At 55.0% G+C, this 25,142-nt stretch carries 24 protein-coding genes and 1 pseudogene; 16 read left to right on the top strand and 9 right to left on the bottom strand.

Translation table 11 applies throughout. The features are described from left to right. Positions 1-45: 45 nt before the first annotated feature. The gene (locus D7325_RS08375; protein ID WP_120995091.1) at positions 46-1,365 is read right to left on the bottom strand and encodes a HipA domain-containing protein; all 1,320 of its coding nucleotides are present in this window, start codon (positions 1,363-1,365) and stop codon (positions 46-48) included. Further along, complete coding sequence (locus D7325_RS08370) at positions 1,362-1,682, bottom strand: helix-turn-helix domain-containing protein (RefSeq protein ID WP_044727333.1); 321 nt, start codon at positions 1,680-1,682, stop codon at positions 1,362-1,364. The genes D7325_RS08375 and D7325_RS08370 overlap by 4 nt, the downstream gene beginning before the upstream one ends. 541 nt (positions 1,683-2,223) lie before the next feature. On the opposite strand from D7325_RS08370, the gene D7325_RS08365 reads away from it, so the two are divergent. The 13 genes and pseudogenes from D7325_RS08365 (at position 2,224) to D7325_RS19060 (ending at position 15,307) form a co-directional block, all read left to right on the top strand. Continuing rightward, positions 2,224-3,204: an IS5 family transposase gene (locus tag D7325_RS08365; RefSeq protein ID WP_120995090.1), complete on the top strand. Its 981-nt coding sequence runs from the start codon at positions 2,224-2,226 to the stop codon at positions 3,202-3,204. Between the two features lie 307 nt (positions 3,205-3,511). After that, positions 3,512-4,537 (top strand): glycosyltransferase family 2 protein, encoded by a 1,026-nt coding sequence (locus D7325_RS08360; RefSeq protein ID WP_245962050.1) that lies wholly within the window; start codon positions 3,512-3,514, stop codon positions 4,535-4,537. Between the two features lie 3 nt (positions 4,538-4,540). Continuing rightward, positions 4,541-5,611 carry a dTDP-glucose 4,6-dehydratase gene (gene rfbB / locus D7325_RS08355; RefSeq protein ID WP_120995089.1) on the top strand — a complete coding sequence of 357 codons (1,071 nt, stop codon included), beginning with the start codon at positions 4,541-4,543 and terminating at the stop codon, positions 5,609-5,611. Further along, a complete protein-coding gene (gene rfbD, locus D7325_RS08350; protein WP_120995088.1) occupies positions 5,608-6,606 on the top strand; it encodes a dTDP-4-dehydrorhamnose reductase in 999 nt (332 codons plus the stop codon). The genes rfbB and rfbD overlap by 4 nt, the downstream gene beginning before the upstream one ends. A gap of 46 nt (positions 6,607-6,652) precedes the next feature. Continuing rightward, the gene (gene rfbA / locus D7325_RS08340) at positions 6,653-7,534 is read left to right on the top strand and encodes a glucose-1-phosphate thymidylyltransferase RfbA (protein WP_120995129.1); all 882 of its coding nucleotides are present in this window, start codon (positions 6,653-6,655) and stop codon (positions 7,532-7,534) included. After that, positions 7,534-8,079, top strand: a complete 546-nt coding sequence (gene rfbC, locus D7325_RS08335; protein WP_120995087.1) for a dTDP-4-dehydrorhamnose 3,5-epimerase — start codon at positions 7,534-7,536, stop codon at positions 8,077-8,079. Before rfbA ends, rfbC begins: the two co-directional genes overlap by 1 nt. A gap of 72 nt (positions 8,080-8,151) precedes the next feature. Then, positions 8,152-9,546 carry an ABC transporter permease gene (locus D7325_RS08330; RefSeq protein WP_162988022.1) on the top strand — a complete coding sequence of 465 codons (1,395 nt, stop codon included), beginning with the start codon at positions 8,152-8,154 and terminating at the stop codon, positions 9,544-9,546. A gap of 98 nt (positions 9,547-9,644) precedes the next feature. Beyond that, positions 9,645-10,244 (top strand): annotated as a pseudogene (locus D7325_RS08325) (ABC transporter ATP-binding protein); the annotation flags it as partial. Positions 10,245-10,273: 29 nt separating this feature from the next. Further along, positions 10,274-10,738: a hypothetical protein gene (locus D7325_RS08320; RefSeq protein ID WP_120995084.1), complete on the top strand. Its 465-nt coding sequence runs from the start codon at positions 10,274-10,276 to the stop codon at positions 10,736-10,738. A gap of 100 nt (positions 10,739-10,838) precedes the next feature. Further along, positions 10,839-12,107 (top strand): rhamnan synthesis F family protein, encoded by a 1,269-nt coding sequence (locus D7325_RS08315; RefSeq protein WP_120995083.1) that lies wholly within the window; start codon positions 10,839-10,841, stop codon positions 12,105-12,107. A 95-nt stretch (positions 12,108-12,202) separates the two neighbouring features. Further along, complete coding sequence (locus tag D7325_RS08310) at positions 12,203-12,595, top strand: hypothetical protein (RefSeq protein ID WP_120995082.1); 393 nt, start codon at positions 12,203-12,205, stop codon at positions 12,593-12,595. 299 nt (positions 12,596-12,894) lie between these two features. Next, positions 12,895-13,812: a hypothetical protein gene (locus tag D7325_RS19065; RefSeq protein ID WP_162988021.1), complete on the top strand. Its 918-nt coding sequence runs from the start codon at positions 12,895-12,897 to the stop codon at positions 13,810-13,812. 307 nt (positions 13,813-14,119) lie between these two features. Beyond that, positions 14,120-15,307, top strand: a complete 1,188-nt coding sequence (locus D7325_RS19060) for a hypothetical protein (protein WP_162988020.1) — start codon at positions 14,120-14,122, stop codon at positions 15,305-15,307. 167 nt (positions 15,308-15,474) lie between these two features. On the opposite strand, the gene cysN is transcribed toward D7325_RS19060, so the two are convergent. Both cysN and cysD read right to left on the bottom strand, forming a co-directional pair. Continuing rightward, a complete protein-coding gene (gene cysN / locus D7325_RS08305) occupies positions 15,475-17,388 on the bottom strand; it encodes a sulfate adenylyltransferase subunit CysN (RefSeq protein WP_120995081.1) in 1,914 nt (637 codons plus the stop codon). Then, positions 17,388-18,857: a sulfate adenylyltransferase subunit CysD gene (gene cysD, locus D7325_RS08300; RefSeq protein WP_120995080.1), complete on the bottom strand. Its 1,470-nt coding sequence runs from the start codon at positions 18,855-18,857 to the stop codon at positions 17,388-17,390. Before cysD ends, cysN begins: the two co-directional genes overlap by 1 nt. A 69-nt stretch (positions 18,858-18,926) precedes the next feature. Here cysD and cysQ point away from each other — a divergent pair, with 69 nt between their 5' ends. Together cysQ and D7325_RS08290 are read left to right on the top strand one after the other, a co-directional pair. Next, complete coding sequence (cysQ, locus tag D7325_RS08295; protein ID WP_120995079.1) at positions 18,927-19,715, top strand: 3'(2'),5'-bisphosphate nucleotidase CysQ; 789 nt, start codon at positions 18,927-18,929, stop codon at positions 19,713-19,715. Then, positions 19,712-20,491: a sulfite exporter TauE/SafE family protein gene (locus tag D7325_RS08290; protein ID WP_120995078.1), complete on the top strand. Its 780-nt coding sequence runs from the start codon at positions 19,712-19,714 to the stop codon at positions 20,489-20,491. Before cysQ ends, D7325_RS08290 begins: the two co-directional genes overlap by 4 nt. A gap of 146 nt (positions 20,492-20,637) precedes the next feature. Here the strand turns inward: D7325_RS08290 and D7325_RS08285 are convergent, their stop codons facing one another. The 4 genes from D7325_RS08285 to D7325_RS08270 all read right to left on the bottom strand — a co-directional run bounded on the left by D7325_RS08285 (position 20,638) and on the right by D7325_RS08270 (position 24,003). Beyond that, the gene (locus D7325_RS08285; protein ID WP_120995077.1) at positions 20,638-21,594 is read right to left on the bottom strand and encodes a site-specific integrase; all 957 of its coding nucleotides are present in this window, start codon (positions 21,592-21,594) and stop codon (positions 20,638-20,640) included. 685 nt (positions 21,595-22,279) lie between these two features. Then, positions 22,280-22,678 (bottom strand): DUF6957 family protein, encoded by a 399-nt coding sequence (locus tag D7325_RS08280; protein WP_245962049.1) that lies wholly within the window; start codon positions 22,676-22,678, stop codon positions 22,280-22,282. Positions 22,679-22,775: 97 nt separating this feature from the next. Next, complete coding sequence (locus D7325_RS08275) at positions 22,776-23,507, bottom strand: phage antirepressor N-terminal domain-containing protein (RefSeq protein WP_120995076.1); 732 nt, start codon at positions 23,505-23,507, stop codon at positions 22,776-22,778. A 4-nt stretch (positions 23,508-23,511) separates the two neighbouring features. Then, positions 23,512-24,003, bottom strand: coding sequence for a hypothetical protein (locus D7325_RS08270; protein WP_120995075.1), 492 nt, complete (start codon positions 24,001-24,003; stop codon positions 23,512-23,514). 110 nt (positions 24,004-24,113) lie between these two features. On the opposite strand from D7325_RS08270, the gene D7325_RS08265 reads away from it, so the two are divergent. After that, complete coding sequence (locus tag D7325_RS08265; RefSeq protein WP_120995074.1) at positions 24,114-24,377, top strand: helix-turn-helix domain-containing protein; 264 nt, start codon at positions 24,114-24,116, stop codon at positions 24,375-24,377. A 148-nt stretch (positions 24,378-24,525) separates the two neighbouring features. On the opposite strand, the gene D7325_RS08260 is transcribed toward D7325_RS08265, so the two are convergent. After that, the gene (locus D7325_RS08260; RefSeq protein WP_120995073.1) at positions 24,526-24,813 is read right to left on the bottom strand and encodes a hypothetical protein; all 288 of its coding nucleotides are present in this window, start codon (positions 24,811-24,813) and stop codon (positions 24,526-24,528) included. Positions 24,814-25,142: the final 329 nt, after the last annotated feature.

The raw sequence follows: 25,142 nt of genomic DNA, 5'->3' as shown, positions 1-25,142 counted from the left end.
ATTGGCCCCTGGGCCCGGGCCCAGATGGCGATGGCGCTGAGGGGGCTAGCGCGCGTCAATCGGTCCGAGCTGGCGGGTCATCTCCGCGATCACGATGCTCACGATGGCGCGCAGCAAACGCATCTCTCCGGCCAGTGTCGCTTTCAGTGCCGGGCGCTGTGCGGCCAGTAGGCTGTTTTCCTGCTCCACTTCTGCCAACAACTGCTTTGCCTGTGTCGAGACTTGGATCACCAGGCGAGTGATCGCCTTGCGGGCTGTGCCGGGTTTGATGCCCATAACCTCTGCGGCGGCCAGCAGTAGGGCAGGGGTGACCTGGCTCAGACGCGCTTCGCCCTCGATGGGCCAGGCCAGGGTGGCCGCCTGCGGCCAGGCATCTTTTTCGAACGCGCGGGTGCCGTAGACCGACATGCACAGCAGGTCGTAGAACGGCGCCAGGCGGACTTTGGAGCCGTAGGTCAGGAAGCTGAGGTTTTTCAGGTGCGCATCTTCGTTGCCGACCAGCACGTTGAACACCAGCCACTCGAACAGGGCCAAGCGGGCTACCGCCGCCGGGGCGCATAGCGCGGCCACCTCGGCCAGCCTGGTGACACTGCCGGCGCTGTATTTGAACTCCCGTGACAGCCCCAGCAACTGGCAGGTATCCAGGCAGTGCTGGCGCTGCCAGTGCCCGGCATCGTGGGTGCGGTCAAAGCGCGCCACCAGATAGACCGGCTCCGGGACATACAGGCGCGTCACTTCGGGCACGGCCAGGTCGACGCGCTTGGCCAGGGTCATCACGAACCATTCGTTGATGACGGAGTGGGCCCAGGCCCCGTCTGGGTGATCGGGTTTCAGAATGTGCGTCGAGGGCGTGGAGCCCTCCGGGTCGAACAAGCTACCGTCCCGGTAGATGACCGCCATCTTGTGTTGCGCCCCGGCCAGCGACATCTTTTTCGCCGAGCGATAGGCCAGCGGTACCTGCGGCATATGCTGGATACGCTGGGACAGTTCCTCGTAGGGCAGAGGTTTTTCGGTGCCGTTGGAGGGGCGGGTATCGGGCGGTAGCAAGGTGAGTGAGCCGGCGGACTCAGCCCCGTATACCTGCAGCAGGGCAAAGGCATCTTCCACGTTGGCCGCCGAGGCCTTGGCGAGGAGGGCGCGTTGCCCCTCTTCCGGTAGGAGGTTGTCGAAATACCACTGCACCGGACGGTAGGAGGCGCCGTCGAGGTGTTCCTCGGGTTGCAAGGGTAATCCCGGGCACACCGGGAAGGCACTGTTGCTGGCCAGCCACGCAGGAGCATAACCGAACGCCCACAGCCCATTGTGCTCTCGGATGTAGCCCACCAGTGCGTCGTTGATCCAGACGTTCAGGGTGCGCGGGGTCATGTGCGCTCACCTTGGAGCGACTTCACTTGCGCCCTAGCGGACGGTGCCGCCTGCTGCTCGCGGCGTTTGGTGAGGGTGGCTTGGGTGTCCTGGGCATACGGTTCCGGCACCTCTACCGAGACGGTCAGGCCCAGTTCCTGAATGATCTGGAAGAGTTTTCCCCATTGCACGGTCTCGCCGCCGCGCTCGACCTTGCCGAGAAAGTTTTCGCTTACGCCGATGCTGCCCGCCGCATCGTCCTGGCGCATGCCCATGGCCTTTCGGCTGGCGCGGATGATTTCGCCGAGGTCGGCAGGGGACTCAATGTCGAATTTCATAAATCCTCACGAATGAGCGGTTTTATGGCTGGTGCAAGGCCATAGGATTAAATTCCGCATGTTCGTGAGGATTTTAGATGCTTCGTGCTGATCTGCAACATAATCCTCACATCCGTGAGGATTTCTGCGAGATGTGGGCTGAGCGGTAGAGAAGAGAACTGTAAATGCGATTGGGCCGATTCAGGAGTGGGAGGGGTATTTGCCTGCAGGAGCGAAGGATTTTAGGTCCTAAATTCTTGGCAGTTGGCATCAGTGCCAGCAAGTCCAATATCCGGGCTTGCTATTTCAACGGGAGCGGAAGCGTCTTGAAGAAGGCTCTCGTGGAGCGTTGTGGGGAAGGGCTGGTGATTTACAAGGCGGCGGGCTCCAAAGGCAGGGTCGGAGGCAGCAGTTGGCCGGCTTCGTCAATCTGCGGAGCGAGCTCCACATGTGTGGCTGTAGGTGAGCCGAGTTGCGTCAGCAATTCATCCCATTAGGGAAGGTCTGAAAAAGACTTCCCGAATCTGGTGAAATACGCCGATCCCGCCAGCCGAGTTTTTCCATGAAGCAGATGACCTTCGCCGACGCCGAGTACGCCGGCAAGCGCAAGCAGACCCGTAAGGAATTGTTCCTGATCGAGATGGATCAGGTGGTGCCGTGGAAGGGATTGATTGCCCTGATCGAGCCACACTACCCAAAGGGTGAAGGTGGTCGTCCAGCCTATCCGCTGATGGCCATGTTACGTATCCATCTGATGCAGAACTGGTTCGGCTACAGCGACCCGGCCATGGAAGAAGCGCTCTACGAGACGACCATCCTGCGTCAGTTCGCCGGGCTGAGCCTGGAGCGCATTCCCGACGAAACCACCATCCTCAACTTCCGCCGTCTGCTTGAGAAACACGAACTGGCTGCCGGCATCCTGGCCGTCATCAATGGCTATCTCGGTGACCGCGGTCTGTCGCTGCGTCAGGACACCATCGTCGATGCTACGTTGATCCATGCACCGAGTTCGACCAAGAACAAGGACGGCAAGCGCGACCCGGAGATGCACCAGACTAAGAAGGGCAACCAGTACTACTTCGGCATGAAGGCTCACATTGGTGTCGATGAGGAATCGGGTCTGGTGCACAGCGTGGTCGGGACGGCAGCCAATGTTGCAGACGTTACTCAGGTCGACAAACTGCTGCATGGCGTGGAGAACGTCGTCTGCGCCGATGCCGGTTACACCGGCGTCGAAAAGCGCTCAGAACATGCGGGCCGCGAAGTGATCTGGCAGGTCGCGGCGCGTCGCAGCACTTACAGAAAACTCGGCAAGAACAGCCCGCTCTACAAAGCCAAGCGCAAGATTGAAAAGGCCAAGGCGCAGGTGCGGGCCAAGGTCGAGCACCCATTCCGGGTGATCAAGTGCCAGTTCGGTTACGTGAAGGTACGCTTCCGCGGCCTGGCCAAGAACACCGCGCAGCTGATGACACTGTTCGCACTGTCGAACTTGTGGATGGCGCGTCGACATTTGATCGCCACCGCAGGAGAGGTGCGCCTGTAATGCGGGAAATGGCCACCGCGAGATGCTCGCGACGGCCAAAAAAGGAGAAATGAGTGGGCTATCTGGCTGGTTTTTGATCGATTGCTCGCTTTCAAAACCGACAAGGACTGAAGTTGGCGCGAAATACCCAGCTACTTTCAGAACTTCCTTAGTCAGGATATGGGTGAATCCTTCCCCCCCCCCCCCTTTCGTTTGTTGTTAAAATGGAACAACGTGATCTCGTTGGCATTTTGTATGCGGATGTCGACGGTATGTAGTGGGGCGTTGGAGCCTCTGAGTGCAGGTTATGTTGACGGAATAACTTGAAGTGCTATCCCCCTCCCTTCGCAATAGTCAAACAGCTGAGCCTTGCCCCAGCGCCAAGCACCCTGAATGCAATGTGCCTGTTTCAAGGGTGTCGGAGTCAGCGGCGACTGCCCGAGTTGCCATTCTGCTGTGCACCTACCATGGTCAGCACTATCTCGCCGAGCAACTGGATTCCTTTGCGGCCCAAACGCATGAAAACTGGGAGGTGTGGGCTTCTGATGACGGATCAGAAGACGATACACACTCGATCCTGGAGGATTACAAGAACAGATGGGATGTTGGCCGTTTGTCGATTCACTTCGGGCCTGCCGAGGGTTTTGCAGCCAATTTTCTTTCACTAACGTGCAACGCCAGCATCGACGCAGATTTCTATGCCTATTCCGACCAAGACGATGTCTGGAAAGCCGATAAGCTTGCAAGAGCTGTCCAGTGGCTGGAGAGCGTGCCTGCCGATGTACCGGCACTATATTGCTCACGCACCCGACTGGTTGATGCTGAGAACAATGAAATCGGCGTATCGCCGCTGTTTACCAAAGCCCCTGGTTTCGCCAATGCCTTGATGCAGAACATTGGTGGTGGCAACACCATGGTGTTCAACAATGCCGCACGAGAGCTCTTGCGCGAAGCTGGTGAAAACAAGTCTGTGATCACCCACGACTGGTGGGCTTACATGGTGGTGACGGGCTGTGGCGGTCGCGTGTTCTATGACAGCACGCCTACACTGCGCTATCGCCAGCATGGCGGTAACCTGGTGGGCACCAACTCCAACTGGGCAGCCCGTTTAAAACGTATCCGTATGCTGTTTCAGGGGCGCTTCAAGCACTGGAATGACTGCAACATCTCAGCGTTACTTACGCTAGAACACAGGCTGACACCCGAAAACCGGGAAATACTTCAGCGCTTTGCTGACGCCCGTGGTATGAGCCTTATCCCTCGCCTTATCCATCTAAAACGCAGCGGTATCTACCGCCAAACACTGCTGGGCAATATTGGCCTGATCGCTGCGGCTATTCTCGGGAAAATCTGACGCATGACTATTCTTGTAACCGGCGGAGCCGGCTTCATTGGCAGCAATTTTGTGCTCGATTGGCTGGCCCAGTCCGATGAGCCGGTGATCAACCTGGATAAACTGACCTATGCCGGCAACCTGGGAAACCTCGCCAGTCTGGAGGGGGATGCCAGGCATCTGTTCGTTCAGGGTGATATTGGTGACAGTGCCCTGATGGCACGTTTGTTGGCTGAGCATCAGCCACGGGCCATTCTCAATTTCGCTGCGGAGTCTCATGTCGACCGATCCATCCACGGCCCGGAAGATTTTATCGAGACCAACATTGTCGGCACCTTCCGCCTGCTTGAAGCGGTGCGCGCCTATTGGAACGCGCTCGAGCCGCAGGCGCAGCAGGCGTTTCGTTTCCTCCATGTATCGACCGACGAAGTCTACGGATCTCTAGGCAAAGACGAGCCAGCGTTCACCGAACAACATCAGTACGAGCCCAACAGCCCGTATTCGGCCAGCAAGGCGGCCAGCGACCATTTGGTGCGTGCCTACCATCACACCTACGGGCTGCCGGTGCTCACCACCAATTGCTCGAACAACTATGGGCCATATCATTTCCCGGAAAAGCTTATCCCGCTGATGATCGTCAACGCCCTGGCTGGTAAGCCTTTGCCGGTGTATGGCGACGGCCAGCAGATCCGCGACTGGCTTTACGTCAAGGATCACTGCAGTGCCATCCGCCGAGTGCTTGAAGCTGGCGTGCTGGGCGAGACCTACAACGTGGGTGGGTGGAACGAGAAGCCCAACCTGGAAATCGTGCGCACTGTGTGTGCCCTGCTGGACGAGCTACGTCCGCGCGCCGATGGCCAGCCGTATCAGCAGCAGATTGCCTACGTTACCGATCGCCCCGGGCATGACCGGCGCTATGCGATCGATGCGACCAAACTGGCCACTGAACTAGGCTGGAAACCCGCCGAAACCTTTGAAACCGGTATCCGCAAGACAGTGCAGTGGTATCTGGATAACCAAACCTGGGTGAACAACGTGCTGTCTGGCGATTACCGCCAATGGATGGAAACCAACTACCGCGGGCGCAGTGAATGAACATATTGCTGCTAGGTAGGAACGGCCAGGTTGGCTGGGAGTTGCAACGTAGCCTGGCTCCATTGGGCAGCGTGCTGGCGCTTGACTCCAAAAGCAGCGACTACTGCGGAGACCTGTGTGACCTCGACGGCCTGGCAGAGACCGTGCAGTGTTTCGCGCCGGATGTGATCGTCAATGCAGCCGCCTACACCGCCGTTGATAAGGCCGAGAGCGATACTGACCTGGCCTTCCGGGTGAATGCTGAAGCCGTTGCTGTGTTGGCTCGCGAGGCCAAACAGTTGGGTAGTTTGCTAGTCCATTACTCCACCGACTACGTGTTTGCCGGTGATGGTGAACGCCCCTGGTGTGAAACGGATGCTATTGCGCCCCTCAACCAATATGGTGCCAGCAAGCTGGCTGGCGAGCGTGCAATCCAGGCAAGTGGCTGCCTGCATTTGATCCTGCGCACCAGTTGGGTATACGCCGCGCGCGGCAACAACTTCGCCAAGACCATGCTGCGTCTTGCCCGTGAGCGCGATAGCCTCAGCGTGATTGCTGACCAATTTGGCGCGCCGACCGGGGCTGAACTGTTGGCAGATGTCAGCGCACATCTCATTCGTTCGACCCTGAAACAGCCCCAGTTGGGTGGGCTGTATCACCTTGCTGCGTCTGGTGAGACCAACTGGCATGCCTATGCGCGCTTCGTTCTGGAGCGGGCTGCTGCCGAAGGTGTCGATCTCAAAGTGCACGGCAACCAGGTTGCTGCGATCCCCAGCAGCGCCTATCCGACCCCGGCCAAACGGCCGAACAACTCACGACTCGATACACAGAAACTGCAAAAGGCCTTTGCGCTGAGCTTGCCCGAGTGGCAGGTCGGTGTGGCACGGATGCTCACGGAGATACTAGGCTCTGTACGAAAAGTGCCTGCGCTCGGTGATGCTTCGTTAAAAACGGGTTCGGAATGCTCATTTACAGCACGTAAACTCCGCTTCCTCACCCGTTCTAGCCTCGCCTGACCTTCGCTCGACGACTTTTCGTACAGAACCTAGAGAAATGAACATGTTGAAACGTAAAGGCATCATCCTGGCAGGCGGTTCAGGCACGCGTCTGCACCCTGCGACCCTGGCGATCTCCAAGCAGCTCTTGCCGGTTTATGACAAGCCGATGATCTATTACCCGCTGACCACCCTGATGCTGGCGGGTATTCGTGAAATCCTGATTATTTCTACACCACAAGACACCCCGCGCTTCGAACAGTTGCTGGGAGATGGCAGCAGCTGGGGCTTGAGCATTACCTATGCTGTGCAGGCCTCTCCAGATGGTTTGGCGCAAGCGTTCATCATCGGCGAAGACTTCATCGGTAACGATCCGTCAGCCTTGGTGCTGGGCGACAATATTTATCACGGCCACCATTTCAATGAGCTACTGCAAAACGCCATGGTCCGCCAGGACGGTGCCAGCGTTTTTGCATACCACGTCAATGATCCTGAGCGTTATGGCGTGGTCGAGTTCGACGCCACGGGTAAGGCCATCAGCCTGGAAGAAAAACCGCTCAAACCAAAGTCCAATTACGCAGTGACTGGTTTGTATTTCTACGACCAGCAAGTGGTCGAGATCGCCAAAAGCATCAAGCCGTCGCCGCGCGGTGAGCTGGAAATTACCGATCTCAATCGGATCTATCTGGAGCAGGGCAGCCTATCGGTGGAAATCATGGGCCGAGGCTACGCCTGGCTCGACACTGGCACCCATGACTCTCTACTTGAAGCCAGTCACTTCATCTCCACGCTGGAGCATCGCCAAGGGTTGAAAGTTGCATGTCCGGAAGAGGTTGCTTTCAGACAGAAATGGATTGATGCCGAGCAGCTTGAAAAGCTCGCTGCGCCGCTCGCCAAGAACGGCTACGGGCAATACCTCAAACGACTTCTGAGCGAGACCGTTTACTGATGAAAGCGACGCCTTTAGCCATCCCTGATGTCATTCTGTTCGAGCCCAAGGTATTTGGCGATGATCGAGGGTTCTTCTTCGAAAGCTTCAATCACCGCCGTTTTGAAGAGGCTGTCGGTAAACCCGTCAACTTCGTGCAGGACAACCACTCACGTTCGGTGAAGAACGTTCTGCGAGGCTTGCACTATCAGATCCAGCAACCGCAAGGAAAGCTGGTGCGGGTCGTGCAGGGCGAAGTATTCGATGTTGCCGTGGACCTGCGCAGAAGCAGCGCAACCTTCGGGCAGTGGGTGGGAGCTCACTTGAGTGCTGAAAACAAGCATCAACTCTGGGTGCCCGAAGGCTTTGCGCATGGTTTTGTGGTGCTGAGCGAGACGGCTGAGTTCCTCTACAAGACGACCGACTACTACGCGCCAGAGCATGAGCGCTGCATCATCTGGAACGACATTGATCTGGCGATCGACTGGCCAATTGACACCCATCCTGCACTCTCGGGTAAAGACCAACTAGGTAAGTCTCTGGCACATGCTGACGTTTTCCTCTGACATATGACTGCCAGCACATCCAAAACCGAAGTCATGGCACCTGCAGAGGCGTTCGCTCTAGCGACTGCGCCAATGCGTGAGAAGCGCTGGCTGGAGGCCAGCGCGCTTTGGCAGGTCTACCGCGATCAATACCCTGGCCATCCGGCTCCATGGACTCAGGGCGCTACCTGCCTCATGCGTCTCGGTGAGATGTCAGCTGCAGCCGTGATTCTCGAGAAAGCACGCGAGCGGTATGCAAGGCATGCCAGTGTATGGCTGGTCAGTGCCGAATGGGCGCGACTGCTGCATGACCGTGATCGTGAGCGCGAATTTCTTGAGCAAGGGCTGGCGAAATGCCCGGAGCAATGGGAAATCCTCTATCGAAGTGCTGATCTGCAGGTACGGCAGGGCAATCTCATTCAAGCCGAAGTATTCAATGAACGCGCACGTGCTGCAGATCAACAGCGTATCGAACCACTTATCCAGCATGCCGAACTGGCGGAAAAGTGCGAAGACTGGCCGGAAGCCGAGTCACGCTGGCATCAGTTGCTTCAGCGCAAGCCCGAACACAAGCAAGCCTATGCTCGCCTATCAAAAGTCCTGATCAATCAGGGACGTAACCAGGATGCCCGGCGCTACCGGTTGGCCGGCCAATATGGTGCCGAGCTTCTTGAGCCGGTTAAGCAGCCCAACGCCGAGGCCAACAGTAAGGGCTCCGCTGGCAAGTTTCACTTTGCGCAACTGGTTTTGACCAAGGCACTCCTGGGGCTTAAGTCCGAAACATCCCGCACTCACCTGAATTACGCATGGGTGGTAATCGAACCCCTGCTGCACCTCATCATCTACTACATGCTGTTCGGTCAGTTACTCAATGCAGGGGTTGAGAACTACGGGCTGTTCCTACTCTGCGGGCTAGTCCCCTGGATGTGGTTTGCCAAAGCCATATCCACCAGTGCCACCAGCATCATCGGCGGTCAGTCATTGATGCTGACCACCAACATCGCACCGGCCTTCTTCCCATTGGTCAGCGTCGTGCAGGCCACCCTAAAACAGCTGCCAGCCCTTCTTTGCCTGCTTGCGCTGGGGCTTGCGACCGATATCAAGACGCTCAGCTGGAATCTGCTATGGCTGCCACTGATCATCGTGCTGCAACTACTGCTGACGATTTCACTCGCCCTGCTGATCGCGGCAATCATCCCGTTCCTGCGTGACCTCGCCAACCTCGTAGGTACCGGGCTGATGTTGCTCATGTTCCTTTCAGGCGTCATCTATGACTACCGCGCAATGCCCGGCACCATTGGGCAGTGGCTGGAATACAACCCGATGGCCGTCATGATCAGCACCTACAGGCGCGTCATCCTGGATGGCAATGCCCCTGATATGTCCGGCCTGTGCTTCATCGTGATAGTCACAACGACCCTGCTCACATGCGGAGTTATTTTCTACCGCCTTCAGCACCGTAAATTCGTACGCCAGGGGCTACGCTGATGGGCAAGATCGTACTCTCACTACGCAACGTCGGCGTACGCTTCAAGCTAAGCGGTAAAGGAGCACAGCAGGCATACAACCAGCCACTGAAGGGTATAACGCTCGACATCCGTGCCGGCGAAACGCTGGGTGTCCTGGGCGCCAATGGTGCAGGCAAATCTACCCTGCTCAAAATCATGTCAGGAGCACTACAACCGGATACCGGCGAACTCATCAACCATGGCGTGAATGTGGCGCTGCTCGCATTGCAGGCAGGTTTCGACAGCAACCTGAGCGGACGCGACAACGCCCTGTTTGGCGGCATGCTCCTGGGTTACACACGCAGGGAAGTGACGCTGCGCCTTGATGAAATAAATGCCTACGCTGAACTTGGGGATTACTTCGATGAGCCTGTACGCAACTACTCCAGCGGCATGGCGTCCAGGCTCGGCTTCGCCATTAGCACCATCATCAGCCCGGATGTACTGCTCATAGACGAGGTGCTTAGCGTCGGTGACGCACATTTCAAACAAAAAGCAGAACGCACCATGCTGCAAAAAATTGCCAGCGGTCAGACCGTCGTACTGGTATCGCATTCACGGGGGCAGATTGCCAACCTCTGCGACCGTTGCGTAATCCTCAACAATGGTGAGCTGATCGAGGGCGAAAACCTCGATGACACCCTCAAACGCTACGACCAGATCATGCAGCGCCAATAGGTCGCAACTTGAATTCCCGGGAGCTCAACATGCAAGGAATCCTAAGATCAGCAGTCGCCGCATCATGCCTGATCCTTATCGCAGGCTGCGACCAGACCGATACGCAAACACCAGCGCTGAAGTCGCGCCTCAGCACGCTCTGCGCGCTGGACGTCATCAACGGCAGTCAAGACCTTGTGGTTGAAGCCAAGGCACAGACCGTCGACTTTCGTGGTTGGGCCGTGGACAGCGAAACAAAGACCGTGCCCGACAACGTCAACGTGGTATTGACCAATAAACAGGGCCACGCCTACGCCTTCTCGCACGCACAACATAACCCCAGGCCCGACGTGGTCAAAGCGCTCAACCAAGAGAACTACCTGCAATCCGGTTATCGCGTGCTGGCCGACGTATCAACCCTGACCAATGACACCTACCTGATTAGCCTGCAGATGCCCACGCAAGACAGCGTGATCACCTGCAAGACCCGCAAAGTCTTATTGCTCAAGCAATAGCGGCCTGCCGCAGAGCCTTGCTCAATATAAAGGCACCACCCTCACCAGGGGCTCCAATGCCTACTGACTATCAGCCGAATTCATTCAAACCAGCAGTCAAATGAAAATTATCGAGCAACTGAAAAACCGTCTTATCTATCCAGCGGCCTACAGCTACGTCGCCTATCAATCGATGCGTAACGGCCTGCGCAGCATTGGCAAAAAAGACAAGGTACATTTCGCCGAGCCTTACGCCGGCCAGAAAATCATGCTCATGGCCCTGTATCAGAAAGGTGAGCTGCGCGCTGATGTCATCGCGGCATTGGCGGCTGCCAAGGCACAGGGTATCTACGTGATTGGCGTCAACACCCTCAAGATTGCCGAGCCCGACACCTGCCGTGACTATATGGACTGCTACATCGAGCGCTTCAATTATGGGCGCGACTTCGGCAGTTATAAATCCGGTTTCAACTATCTGTATGCCAACGGCCTGGCCGAGCAATGCCCGCGCCTGTTAATGATCAATGACAGCGTATTCTTCAGCAAAAAACATATCGATAAGTTTCTGGCAGATATGTTTGTCGATGATGTTGAAGTGCTGGGCGCAACTGAAAATCATGAAATTGAGCATCACCTTGGCTCATTTTGTATAGCCATCAGTCATGCAGTGCTCAATAGCGACAAGATAAAGTCTTATTGGCGAAAATATAAGTGCAGTGATATTAGGCCTATTGTGATTGAGCGGGGTGAAATGGCTTTATCCAAAGCGCTCAGAGGTGCCATCACTAGGTCTGATAGCTTTGGAGCACTTTATGACGTTACTCGCGCGGTCAATATGCTTCGTTCTGACTCCAGTTTATTTGATGACGTTGCAATTTTGAGTCGGTGCTCCAAGACACATTGGCAGACATTTTCGTTCTCTCAAGTCTCACAAGATCTTTACGAGAAATATCTTCACAGCAAACTATCTGTAACCGGCACGGAGGCAGATGTTGAAATACACAACATGGACGATATGGTTATGAGCTTCGGCTCTTCAACAACTGAGTTCAAGAGAATTGTTAAAAGCCTTGTCGCCAATGCTGAGACCATAAATAATAGCCTTGAAAAAGTCATTGATAGAGAAATCATATCCAATTTTGCAGATAGTTTCTCCTTAGGTTCACAGATACATCAGAATGGCCCATTTCTACACCGTATCGGTTTGGCTTTTGTAAAGCTTGACGGTCTATATCGTGGGACTTTTAGTTCTGAAGATATTGAAAATATTGCAGAGGATCTACTGCCAGAACAGCGGAATAGCTTCCGTAAAATTATGTATTCACGCCCTTATGGTAAGGCTGTCTATTATGGTTGGAAACGGGCGGCTTTTGAAAGAGGATTGATATAAACTTGAGTTTACTATTGGTGTGCATGTGCATGACTGCATAGTCTATTCATATCTCCAGCATGAATTTCATATATACCAGTAAGGAACTTTTTTAAATGTTTAGCAAAAAACTGGCTCTTGCTACTTCGCCAATGGAACAGTTCCCGCCATCATGGTGCCCCAAGACCTACCGAAGACTCCACGCGGATCTCACCCAGATGGACGATGCCGAACTGGCGCAGCATTACGAGCGGTTTGGTAAAAACGAAGGCAGGCTGGCTAGCGAGGTACGCAACAGATTTGATCTCATTAAACTGTTGAACAAGATTCGTCCCGCGTTGGAGATCGGGGCCTTCGACAGTCCCCTATTGCATCCGAAGGATGTGAAGCATTTCGACGTTCTGGATCAGGCCGCGCTGATCCGGCGCGCTACAAAACTCAATCGCGAGGCGAACCTGTGGATGGCACGCCGACATTTGCTGATCAATGCGGGAGAGGTGCGCCTGTAATGCAGGAAATGGCCGCCGCGAGGTGGTCTCGGCGGCTAGAAACACCGAAATAAGCGGGTTATCTGATCGTTTTTGATCGGTTTGCCGCTTTCAAAATCGGCGGAGGCTGAAGTCAGCCAGAAATGCATGGCTACTTCAGACCATCCTTAGGCGGATTATGTACTCTCGGCCGTTTGGCGGGAGTGTATTGTATGGCTGGAAACGTGCGGCGTTTTATCGCGGGCTTATTTAGGCCCTCTGCTGAGTAATAGTTTACGGCCTGTGGCTTAGTTATTTTTTATGCTTCATGAGGTGTGTTTATGAGTAAAGAGTTAGTTAATAAAGGTATTTCAATAATTGGCGCTCATGATGAAAGAAAAATACCCGTAGTGGTCGTGGGTGCAGCCCGTGGTGGTACCTCTATGGTAGCTGGTGCTCTAGCAAAGCTTGGAGTGTTCATGGGTGACCAAGCGCTTCCTCCTGTTTTTGAGGATGTGCGGCTGTCCGAAAAGTTTGAATCGAAAGACTTTATAGCTGCTGGCAATATAGTCAGTGAATACTCCAGTAGTCATGAGTGCTGGGGATGGAAACGGCCCTCTTCTATTGGTTACCTGTCGGATGTTGAGCGCGTTTTTGGCCGTGTGAGATATATTTTTATATACAAAGATATTTTTTCAATTTCTCAGCGAAATGCAATTTCTATGCGAAGTGAAATACTTCCAGGAATGCAGCGCGCTTTAAATCAATATGCAGGTACCTTGGCTTTTTTAAATGAAACAAGTGCCCAGGCAATGTTGTTGTCTTATGATAAGGTTCTTGCGGACCCTGTGAATTTTGTTGATTCTCTAGTTGCGTTTTGTAGGCTAACCCCATCGGCTGATCAAATAAAATCTGCTGTGGATTTTGTCAGGCCAGATCCGCAAGACTATCTTGAGGCTTCCAGGATAACTAAAGCGCAGGGGTGGATCGATAAAGTATCAAGCCGTGCAGTATATGGTTGGGCTCGTTATGTGCACAAGGATGTTCCTGCAGTGGTTGAGATTTTTTTGAATGATGTAAGTATTGGGAAGGTAGTTGCTGAGATACCTCGTGCCGACCTGTTGGCTAAATTTAACAAGCCATGTGCATTCACGTATGAAGCTCCAGGTGAGCTGGATTTTAAAAAGGGCGATGTGGTGCGCGCTAGAGTCCTATATGAGGTGAGGGACCTAAATAACTCGCCGCTTACAGTTGAGTAAATATTGTCTGCGCAAGCAGCTAATTCAAAAAAAATATAACGAGGTGCTCTAAAATCCCCGTTATTAAAATACGGGTATTTGTAAGCTTCAGTGAAGCTTTCTGGCTAAACGCGGGCAATCAATAGGTGCCTCGGCTCAATTATGGGCTTTTGTAATTTTGGCAAGGCTAAGAAACTATAAACCATACAAAGAAGATGCATAGTCATAAGCTGTGAAGCAATCTTCCTTAGCTCCAAAACTTTTAAATGAGCAATTTCAGGAACTGAATGCACGCACGTTGATAACATGATAACTGGGGTTGACTAGAATGTTCAAAACAATATATTTGCACGTAGGGCTGCCAAAAACAGGCACCAGCTACTTACAAAATGCACTTGATGTTCTGTCCCGAACAGACGCGCTGACGCAAACCAGTTATCCAGTTCTCAACTGCAACGAAGATCATACGCGGATACAGTCTGGCAATGGCGAAGCCATTGCCTTTCAGTTGCTGGCCGAGATGGTGCCAGAATATTGTATGCAAACCGTGGTTCGCCTGACGCAAAACTTATTGTCAGTGGCGGATCATTCGAAACCCAATCTGCTCATTTCCAGTGAGCATTTCAGCAATGCGGAGCCAACGCGACTGGCACATCTACTGGATCTGCTGGGTGCACATGCAAAATCGGTTGAGGTGATAGTTTTTTTACGCCCTATGGATCGCCTCTGCCATTCGCGTTATCACCAAGAAGTTAAGCGCCATGCGGAGTCGAGTGCCTACAACGCAAGTTTTTTCCAAGCGTTCAGCAAACAATTGCTAGATCAGCTCATCTTGATAGGTAACTTACCAAATCCAGTCCATGCCTTTAACTATAAGGCGAGCGGCCTTCTGGCAGTGCTGCTGGAGTTTTTGGGTGAGGATGCCAGCCTGCAAGTTCCATTCACGGATCAGGCCATCAATCGCTCGCTGACGGAGAGCGAATTGCACCTGCTGCGTCAGATCAATGCCATTTTCAAAAATGCAGAGCTTTCAACGCGGATTAGTGATCGCTGGATTTATTCGAATCCGCATGCTGCAAGTGTGATTGAGCACGCAGAGCGTACAGAGATCTTCTCGGCGCTTCGCCAAGTCGTTTGCGAACAACCTGACCGTGTTGCGACGCCCGTATGCCAGGCTATGTTAGATCGCCTGCTGCCGACAGAGACACCAAGTTATGGAACGGCTGATGTTTCATGTGCCGTTAAAAACGCTGAAAATGAGTCGTCTAATGAAGACTTGATGCGCATGGCACTTGAGGAAATTGCCAACTTGACGAGATTTGAAAGTGGGCTTTCGGCCTATTACCGAAACCTCAGCCCCACGCGTGACTTCTTTGACCCAGTACATTACCTTTTGCTTAATCGGGATGTTTTGTCGGCCGGTGTTGACCCTGTCGAGCATTTCAAAAAGTTTGGCTTAAAAGAGGGGCGTTTTTCTGCTTTTAGCTCGATATCAGCACAGTATGATATCAGTTAATTATATAAAGGAAGCCTGCGTCTTATGGTTTCACATCCCCTTAAATCTTCTCATATACCTCTGCTAGGTTTGGCAAATATAAAGATGGCGCAAAAACCGAGGGCAAAACCTGACCTTTCAGGTAAGGTGGTGCCCTTATGCCTTATTCATAGCTCAGCGTTTACTGATTATAAACTTTCATCAATTTTTTTCAGAAGGTTGGTCACAATAGAGTCCGGTTCGCCTAGCGCGGTATTGACCTCAATGTCTGCGGCAATAGGTGGCTCATATGCGCTGCCCACCCCAGATAGATTCGGCAGCTGCCCGGCGCGCGCCTTTTTATAGAGCCCTTTTACATCCCGCTGTTCACAGACTTCCAGAGATGTACTGACGTATATTTCGAGAAAGTTTTCTTCCCCTATGAGTTCTTTTGCCATTTCCCGCTCTCGCCTGAACGGTGAAATAAATGCAGTCATGACAATCATTCCTGCATCCATCATCAGTTTGGCTACTTCTGCAATGCGCCGAATATTTTCCACGCGGTCTGCATCGGTAAAGCCCAGGTCCTTGTTCAAGCCTTGGCGAACGTTGTCGCCATCGAGGATGTAGGTGCGTTTGCCCAGGGCGTGGAGTTCTTTCTCCAGGGCGTTGGCGATGGTCGATTTTCCCGAGCCGGAAAGGCCGGTGAACCAGATGACCTTGCCTTTATGGCCATTAAGGCGTTCGCGGTCCTCGCGGGTAATGCTGAGTGCCTGGCGATGTACGTTTTGTGCGCGGCGCAGGTTGTGGCGGATCATGCCGGCGGCGACGGTGCTGTGGGTGTATTTGTCGACCAGCAGGAATCCGCCCAGGGTGTTTGATTGGGCGTAGGTATCGAAAACCAGTGGCTTGCTCAGTGCAAGGTTGGCCACTGCGATGTCGTTAAGCTGCAGCTGGCGGCACGATTCATGAGCTTGGGTGTTGACGTCTATGCGGTGCTTCAGTGCGGTAAGGCTGGCGCTGGCCCATTGGTTCGCCAGTTTGATCTCGTAGGGGCGGCCTATCAGGCCAGGCTCGTCGTGCATCCAGACCAGGGTGGCTTCGAACTGGTCGGTCATTTCCAGCGGTTGCTCGGCGCGCGCCAGTATGTCGCCTCTTGAGGAGTCGACTTCGCGGTCCAGTACCAACGTGATGGCATCACCCGGGTTGGCACAGTCGAGATCACCGTTGGCGGTGACGATGCGTGAGACTTTGGCTGTCTGCCCGGAGGCCGTTACTCGTACTTCGCTCCCTACCGCCAGCTGGCCGGAGGCCAATGTGCCGCTGAAGCCTCGGAAGCTGGCATCCGGACGGTTGACCCATTGAACGGGAAAGACCGTTTTGAATGCCTTGGGGGGACGAGGGTCGATGGTTTCCAGGCAGGCCATGAGGGTTGGGCCCTGGTACCAGGGCGTATGCGCCGAGCGGGAGGTGATGTTGTCGCCCTTGAGAGCCGACAATGGGATGGCGGTGATGCTGTCGAATCCCAATGGCTCAGCCGCTGTATTGAACGCAGCCAGCGTATCGGCGAACACCTGGGGGTCATACGCCACCAGATCCATCTTGTTGATGGCCAGGATGATGTGCTTTATGCCCACCAGTGACGCCAGATAGGCGTGCCGGCGGGTTTGCGTCAGCACGCCCTGGCGCGCATCGACCAGCAGTACCGCAACGTCGGCGGTGGAGGCTCCTGTGATCATGTTGCGCGTGTACTGCTCGTGGCCAGGGGTGTCGGCCACGATGAACTTGCGATGCGGTGTGGAGAAGAAACGATAGGCCACATCGATGGTGATGCCCTGTTCTCGCTCGGCTGCCAGGCCATCTACGAGCAGGGCAAAGTCAATGTCGTTACCTTGCGTGCCATGGCGCTTGGAGTCTGCCTGCAGCGTACTCAACTGATCGTCGAAGACCTGCTGTGCCTCCCAGAGCAAGCGGCCGATAAGCGTGCTTTTGCCATCATCGACGCTACCGCAGGTGATAAAACGCAACAGGTCCTGATTGGCTTGCTGCTCGAGCCATTCGCTCAGTGTTGCCGTCTTGTGGGCGTGTTGTTCGGGCGAGGTGCTTTTCTTGAGGCGTGCCATCAGAAGTAGCCCTCCTGTTTTTTCTTCTCCATGGAGCCTGCGCTATCCGTATCGATTCGACGGCCCTGCCGTTCGGATTGTCGTGTGTTGATGATTTCCAGCAGGATGTCTTCCGGCGTCTGTGCTTCTGACTCCACGGCGCCTGTCAGCGGGTAACAGCCTAGTGTGCGAAAACGCACTTTGCGCATCTGAATGTCTTCGCCGGGCAGGAGTTTGCAGCGCTCATCGTCGACCAGCATGATCATCTCGGGACGCACGACTACAGGCCGCAACTTGGCAAAGTACAGGGGCACCATGGGGATGTTTTCCAGGTAGATGTAGTGCCAGATATCGAGTTCAGTCCAGTTCGACAGGGGGAATACTCGAATGCTGGCATCCTGGCTTTTACGGGTGTTGTAGAGGTTCCAGAGTTCCGGGCGCTGGCTTTTCGGATCCCAGCGCTGGGTTGCACTGCGAAACGAGAAGATGCGCTCCTTGGCGCGGGATTTTTCTTCATCGCGGCGCGCGCCACCAAACACGAGGTCAAATTTGTACTTGTCCAGCGCCTGCTTGAGCCCTTCGGTTTTGGTGATGTCGGTATGCAGCGAAGAGCCATGATCGAAAGGGTTGATATTCTTTTCGATGGCTTCCGGGTTGGTGTGTACCAGCAAGTCCATGCCGCTCTCACGTGCCATGAAATCACGGAACAGATACATCTCCTGAAACTTCCAGCGCGTGTCTACGTGCAGTAACGGAAAGGGTGGCGGTGAGGGGAAGAAGGCCTTGCGGGCAAGGTGGAGCATCACGCCACTGTCTTTGCCGATGGAATAGAGCATCGCCGGATTCTGCGCCTCGGCTACCGCCTCACGGATGATGTGAATGCTCTCTGCTTCCAGGCGCTTTAGGTGCGGGGATAGTTCGGATACCGCCTCTGCGGGCATTGAATCGAACCGGTGGAGCTTGAGATGAGGCGGTAGCACCGGCTGGTAGACCTGCGCGCAGCAGTGGATGTCAGGCAGCTCGTCCGCGTTGCGCATCGAGGCTACCAACGAGCCATGCGGAAACATCGCGACGGGCTTGCCGATGTGTTCTTGCAATGCGACACAGGCTGTGCGGACTGTTTCCCACGCGACATTTGCCAATGGCACCCAGAAGCGCGCGCCCCTGGCATCGTTTGCATGCAGACAGGGCTTTCCGCTGGGTAGCGGGCTCAGTTGAACGAACAGCACTCTATCGCGGCGTTTGCGCGCTTGCTCCATGGCCCAGGCCAGTACGATTCTGTTGGGGGCGCGGCCATGCTCGTCTTGCAGTGCTTCTTCAGCCAATTCAGCAGGCAGCAGACCCTGAGCGTTAAGGCGGCGCTCGGCGGTGCGCTTGGTATCGGCCTCGCCGCACGCTTTGAGGTGTTCGTAGGCGAGATGAGTGTCCCAGACCTGTTCGGCCTCGAGCCCGGTAAAATCACCTGCAGCGGCTGTCGTAGTTTGGGTCATATTGATTCCTGGCAATAAAAATCGCGTGATAAGATTCGCTGATCAAATTAAATCACAGGGATTTACATTATGCGACAGCGTGTATCGATCGACTTGGCTGCTCTTTTGTTGCCAATCGCTCGTCAGGCGGGTGATGCCATCATGTCGATTTACAGCCGCGGGCAGAGCGGTGTTCGTGAGAAGGCAGATCACAGTCCGGTTACCGAGGCTGATTTGGTCGCTCACGTTGTCTTGACCAACGCCCTTGGTTCTTTGTCGCCCGGCTATCCAGTGGTGTCGGAAGAAGATGAGCGTTCGCTGGCGCATCGCAATGGCTCGGGGCGCTTTTGGTTGATCGATCCACTTGATGGCACCAAGGAATTCATCGCGCGTAATGGCGAGTTCACGGTCAATATCGCTCTCATCGATCAGGGCCGCAGTGTGTTGGGTGTGGTCTATGCACCTGCTATCGACTGCATGTATTGGGGTGGCGCCGGCCTGGGTGCATTCAGAGAGACAGCCGCAGGTACGCAGCCTATCAAGGTCAGCGCGGCTGAACCGGATGATGGTTGCCGCGTTGTGGCCAGCAAGAGCCATCTGAACGAAGAAACGCAGGCATTCATCGAGCGGCTTGGATCGGTCAGCCTGATACAGGCTGGCAGCTCTTTGAAATTTTGCCGAGTGGCGGAGGGGGTGGCTGATATCTATCCGCGCCTGGCGCCTACCTGTGAGTGGGACACTGCGGCTGCGCAGGCGGTGCTTGAAGGCGCAGGGGGCGTAGTGCTGGATCGGGAGGGTAATCCCCTGCGCTACGGCAAACCCGATGTTCTGAACCCCTCGTTCGTGGCTGCGCGCAACGCCGTGCTGATTCCTGCATGATTGATTGGACATATTCACTGGCAGGTGCGCTGACCGGTTTTGTCGTCGGATTGACGGGGGTTGGCGGCGGCGCCTTGATGACGCCAATCCTGCTGCTGGTATTTGGGGTGTCGCCAGTCACTGCAATTGCAACCGATCTGTGGTTTGCCGCCATTACCAAATTGGTCGGCGCGCGTATTCATCATGCCAACGGCCAGGTGGACTGGCAGGTAGCTAAGCGCTTGTGGTTGGGCAGCCTGCCCCTGGCCTTGTTCGTCGTAGTGCTGGTGAGCTTGGGCGCGCAGGTGGCCAAGGTGGAATGGCTAAGCAAGGCAATTGGCGTGGTGGTTTTGATCACTGCCGTGGGGCTGTTGGCGGCACCAAAGCTGATGGCATATGCCCGAAACCGTCGCGTCAGCCAGGCAGAGCGCTTCAAGGCCGTGCAGCCTGTCCTGACCGTGGTTTCAGGTGCGGTGCTGGGGCTTTGTGTGGCCTTGACCTCTGTTGGCGCTGGCGCGCTGGGTAGTGTGATGCTGTTGTTTCTCTACCCTCTGCGCATGACTCCCCATCGTCTGGTGGCCACCGATATCGTGCATGCCATTCCGCTCGCTGTCGTTGCGGGGCTGGGTTATCTGTTTGCCGGGATGGTGGATGGGTGGATGTTGATTAGCCTGTTGCTGGGTTCGGTTCCGGCGGTACTGCTGGGGAGTTTATTGGCTGGAAAGATCACCGGGCGCTGGATTCAGATTGGGTTGGCGCTGGTCCTGATGGTGGCAGGCGTAAAGGTACTTGCATGAAGTTCGCTGGCACGTATGACCAATGCCCGGTGATGCTGGAACCGGGCTCGGTTTAGTGTCTGCTTTGGCTGTATTCACCGATTGAGTCCACAGTTGAAAGCAGAGATGGGTTCATCTTCGCCGATGAACCTACGTCCACGATGACGTTACGGCGTCCGCTGGTTTTTTTCGTCACGTCGACGTTTCATCTCGTTAGACCAATGCCCCCTGGTTGAGGCAGGAAACTCGATCATCCCTAGACTGCGTCCTTGTCCGTATCTTGGGGGCTTCTGTGGTTGGCGAATGCTTGTCAGATCAGCACTATCGGCGGGGCGAACGAGAGCCTTCATGCCTGTCCCCAGTCGGCTATCCCCGTAAACGCTCAGGGAGCTGATGCACTGATGTCCCATGACGTACGCCTGGGTTTCTGGGCTTTCTCCGGAAGCCTTGAGGATGGAGCCCATCTGATGCCGGAAACTCTTCAGTGTCGGAACCTGTTTGCGCCTCGACCATAGAGCTCGTGACTCTCGGCGAAATCGATCTCGAATAGCCGTGTTGGTGCGCGGGCACTTCGACATTCTATGTGCGGCCCATTCAATCAATTTCAGAATGTTGGGTTTGTCGATCACCAGGGTTCGGTCAGCGCCGCGGTGTAGCTCTGCGGATTTTTTGCCACCGATGATTTGCACAAGGTTCCCTGTAACAGAGATCGTGCGCATCTCACAAGGACGCACGCCTATGCAGTTCGCCAGGACAAGCGAAGCGGCTTCATCGAGATTACCCCCCTCATGAAGGTGCTTGTACAGCGCTTTGAAGTCCTCGAAGGGGACTTTACGAATCTGTTTCAGCTTGGGTTTTCTGGTCATCTTGCTATCAGGCGCTGTGACCGGATTGATCAGCTTTCTGATTGCTGCTGCTGTGTTGCTGTTGCCACGAGCGAGCTGATCGTTCAGCAGCGAATTTTTGAGCGTGCTGAACGAGTTGGTGCGGTACTCGCTAGCGCAGGCAAGCAGAGCCGCGCAAATCTGCGCCGAAGATGGATCGTCCTCGCCGCAGCGAGTCCGATAGAAATTTTGTGCTCTGGTCTGATACCGCTTCAAAGTTGTTGGTTGCATCGCTGTCATCTCTCTTCTTGTTGTTTTGATGACAAAGCTAAGCCGCTTCGCGAAAGGCGTTGTGTCAGTTCGGCCTACACTGAAATGCACTACGCCTTCGCTTCGTTTTTTCTCGTTCCGTCCGAACTGCCACAACGCCCTCTTACTCGCGCCGCGAGTAAGAGGTGCGCGCTCTCACTCACGCGACACGCTTCATCTACATTCAGCGTGCGCCGTGAGCAAAAGCGCGCGCAAGCCTTTTGTCATCAAAATCAAAACGCAGCCAGCGCCATGGCGCTGAAGGGGCGAGCTCGGCAGCACGAAGCTGCATATCGTCGATGCAACAGAAATCGGCGCATTCAAAAATGCTGGCCAGTGGCAGGTGATTTGGTTATGAGTTTTCCGATTAAGTGACTGATATTTAATGGTTTACTATCGGAATATAACCAATATGAGCAGTGCCAGTTACGGCTGCTTTCGGCGCCTCATCAGGCACTGCCAATGCCACTTTCGGCACAGCAAGGGTGTCGCAAGCCGCATGTGCGATATGCAAGGTGTATCGCAGCCGGTGCATGCGACATGGCCAGTGTGTCGCAGCGAGAGTTTGCGACAGCCAATGCGTGTCGCATCGGTGCCCTGTGATACTCCCAGAGTGTCGTAAGTCCTGCCTGCGACACGCAGGCTATGTCGCAGGCGGGTGAGTGCTCAGATGCGGTCAGACAATGCGGGCTACGGTTTCAGCCTTGGCATATTTGCGTGTACCAGGGCCCAGTAGCAAGTAGAGGGTGTTTAGCGTTTTGAAATGGAACCCTTCGTGGAACTGGTGCAGCAGCGATGTCCGTACGAAGTCACCAACATCCCAGCGCCGCTCGCTGTCATAGACCACGGTGTGCGCATAGATCAGGGCGGGTTCGCGCTGAGTCTGTACCAGTTGCAGACGCTGCTCCTCAGTGACATCGAGCGTCACCCAGATCCAGTCCCGCACCAGGCAGTAATTGCCGTAGGGGAAATGCCGTCTGGCATAGGCAAGAGCCTCTTCGTCGCTCATGGCACTGCCGTGCATGGGCTCGCCCATTGCGTACAGCAAGTCAGTAATTTCGTTCAATGCGTCCATGGTTTCTCGATGGTCTTCTCGACCCGCCTGGCGACGTCCAGCCTGCCAGCAGTCAAGTCGTTCGCGAAAGGAGCTACAGGTCGGGGGCGCCAATGCCCTAGGGTTTCCCCTGTTGAGCGATGCTGCTGTGGTGCTGCTGCTCAAGCTCGACACCGCACATCAGTGCCGCAAAGTCTGCGTCGAGCAGATGGATGCGTTGGGGGCGGGCATCAACAATGGATTTGATGATCGCATCGACACGCTGCGAAATCGGCATCTGGCTTGGTGTCTTCAAGCGATCATGCTGATAGATGATCGTGCTGAGCGATGCGACTGATGCACGCAGTTGATGGTCTTGGACTGCGGCAATTTCAAAACCGTTCTTCTCTCGGAATTGGTCGGCAATCTGTTTGAGCAGTTCCGGGCGGTTAGATGGGGCTGTCTGCTGCGCTCGCCAGTTCAGAATTCGGTTCAGGACTACTGACGCAGCAGCTGTTGCTGGCACTGGGGGCTGTTCCTCCACAGTCGTTGTTCCGCCAAAAAAGTGAGTGCGTAACTGATCGAGATGCCGCCGAACGACTGGGGACACCTTGCGCGAGCTCAAGCTTTTCAGCCAGAACTCAAACTCTGACTGGGGCAGGCACAGCGCCCGCTTCATAAGAGGCTGGCCTGGCAGGGATACATCATGCTCACGAGGGCTGTATCGAGGGGGATGCATCTTGGCTGCTTGAGAGTGCCAGTTCAGCCCCATTGCTTCGCATATCGGCCGCATTGGCCAGTAGCGCTCACTGTCGCTGCCGATCAGATAAGGGATAGTCAGCCCCTGAATTTTGATTTTGGATGTGCGCATCGGATTACTGGCCCCCTTGGGTGGTGGCTGGGTTCGGGGCAAAGGCTGTCGAGCGCTTAAATTGCGCAGCGATGAGTTCGTGCAGTGCATAGCTGGCCGGGGCCATTTCCATCCATTGCTGCATGAGGTCGAGCACTTCGGGCCTGTTGGTCTGCGTCAGCGTGATGAGCTTGTTGGTGCTTGCCCCTAGTGCACGGAAGCCATCCCTGAACTGGATGGCAGCCGCGCTACTCTCAACGCTCAGTTGATCAAGGATCTGATCAATGAACGCTGGAATCAGTCGGGCCGGCAGGTAGTGCAGCGTGGATTTAGATTCAGTGTCATCTTCGATCAGCAGATCGCGTTCCCATGCCGTAGCGGCAACCTGGGCCAAGTCGGTTGGTGCGCCGAAGGAGGTGAGTAGAGCGTTCAGCTCCATGTGGATTTCTAGCGTTTGCTTGTTCAACGTGAGCTGAAGCTTCGGGCTTGGGGAAGAGGGTTGTGCCGTGGTGTTCATCGAGTGATTCCTTGAAAAAGGGATAATCAGGATAATCGGAGTAACTGATAATCCGATAACTGTAGATTAGATATACCCTTGCAGACTGTCAAGCTGTGAGGTGGTCCCCGTTGGAAAAGTCGGTGTATCGAGAAGAAAATCTGGTGCTGCTCAGGCTGCTGAAGCAGTGCAGGGTGGAGGCTGGTTTGACCCAGATGCAGTTTGCTCAGGCGCTTGAACGTCCGCAGTCTTTCGCGAGCGACATCGAGCGCGGTCTGCGTCGTCTCGATCTTGTTCAGCTGCGCGATATCTGCATTGCGCTGAACATCGGTCTTGTTGAGTTTGTGCAGCGATTTGAAGATGAGCTTTCGGTTTCAAAAGGGTCAGGTGAGTAACACCTGTCCCTTTTGAAAATGGACGCGCGGTTCGCTCCGGGGGGGGGGGCGCTCCGAATATTGCCCAGTTACTAGAGTGTTGTGAGGGCCTGGCTTGGAGCCCGGGCGGATGAGATGAGCTGCACCCCTTGCCCGAGGTCACTGTGCTTTAGGCGGCGCCTCGCAGCATGCTCTCCCATGCTGCTGTGTACAGCCCTGCTGCATCGCTACACAGCAGTCGAATCGCTTGCATGCATCCACCTAGTGGCTCGTCTGAAAGCTCATTCAAAATGGATGTACCACTGAGCGCGCAGAGTAGGCCTAAGGCGGCATGCTGTCGCTGCATGGCTTCATCATAGAGCTCGGCTGCTTGGGCATCGCTTCGATAGCCAAGCAGGCTGTTGTGCTCGTCGGCATGTAGCGGGGTAAAACCCGGGGATGAGTTGCTCTGGCGCATAGGGTGACCTCTTGAGTTTTAGAGGCAGCCACCTATCGCTTCCACACGAGGGGTGGCGGCTGCATACGGGTGTGGAAGACCGAGACTCAAGGAACTCGGCGCGCCGAAGCGCCCCGCATACAGCCACCATAACGAGTTGCCTCATGGTGCTAGTGATCCTGGAGTCAGGTCTGTTGACCCGCTCATTCACACTATTCAGCTCTCATGGGCTGTGCAAGACCCTACTTTACGGCATTCGGGCGGAAAAGGCCTTCGCCATGAATGGCCTTCAAGATGACTAAGAATGCGCCTGGCGATTTTAGGGTAGCTAGGAAATTCGCGCCAAGATG

The organism is Stutzerimonas urumqiensis, from assembly GCF_003640395.1.
Taxonomy (GTDB): Bacteria; Pseudomonadota; Gammaproteobacteria; order Pseudomonadales; family Pseudomonadaceae; genus Stutzerimonas; species Stutzerimonas urumqiensis.
The sequence above is the reverse complement of the archived record's forward strand: the minus strand, read 5'-3'. Positions and strand labels throughout refer to the sequence as shown.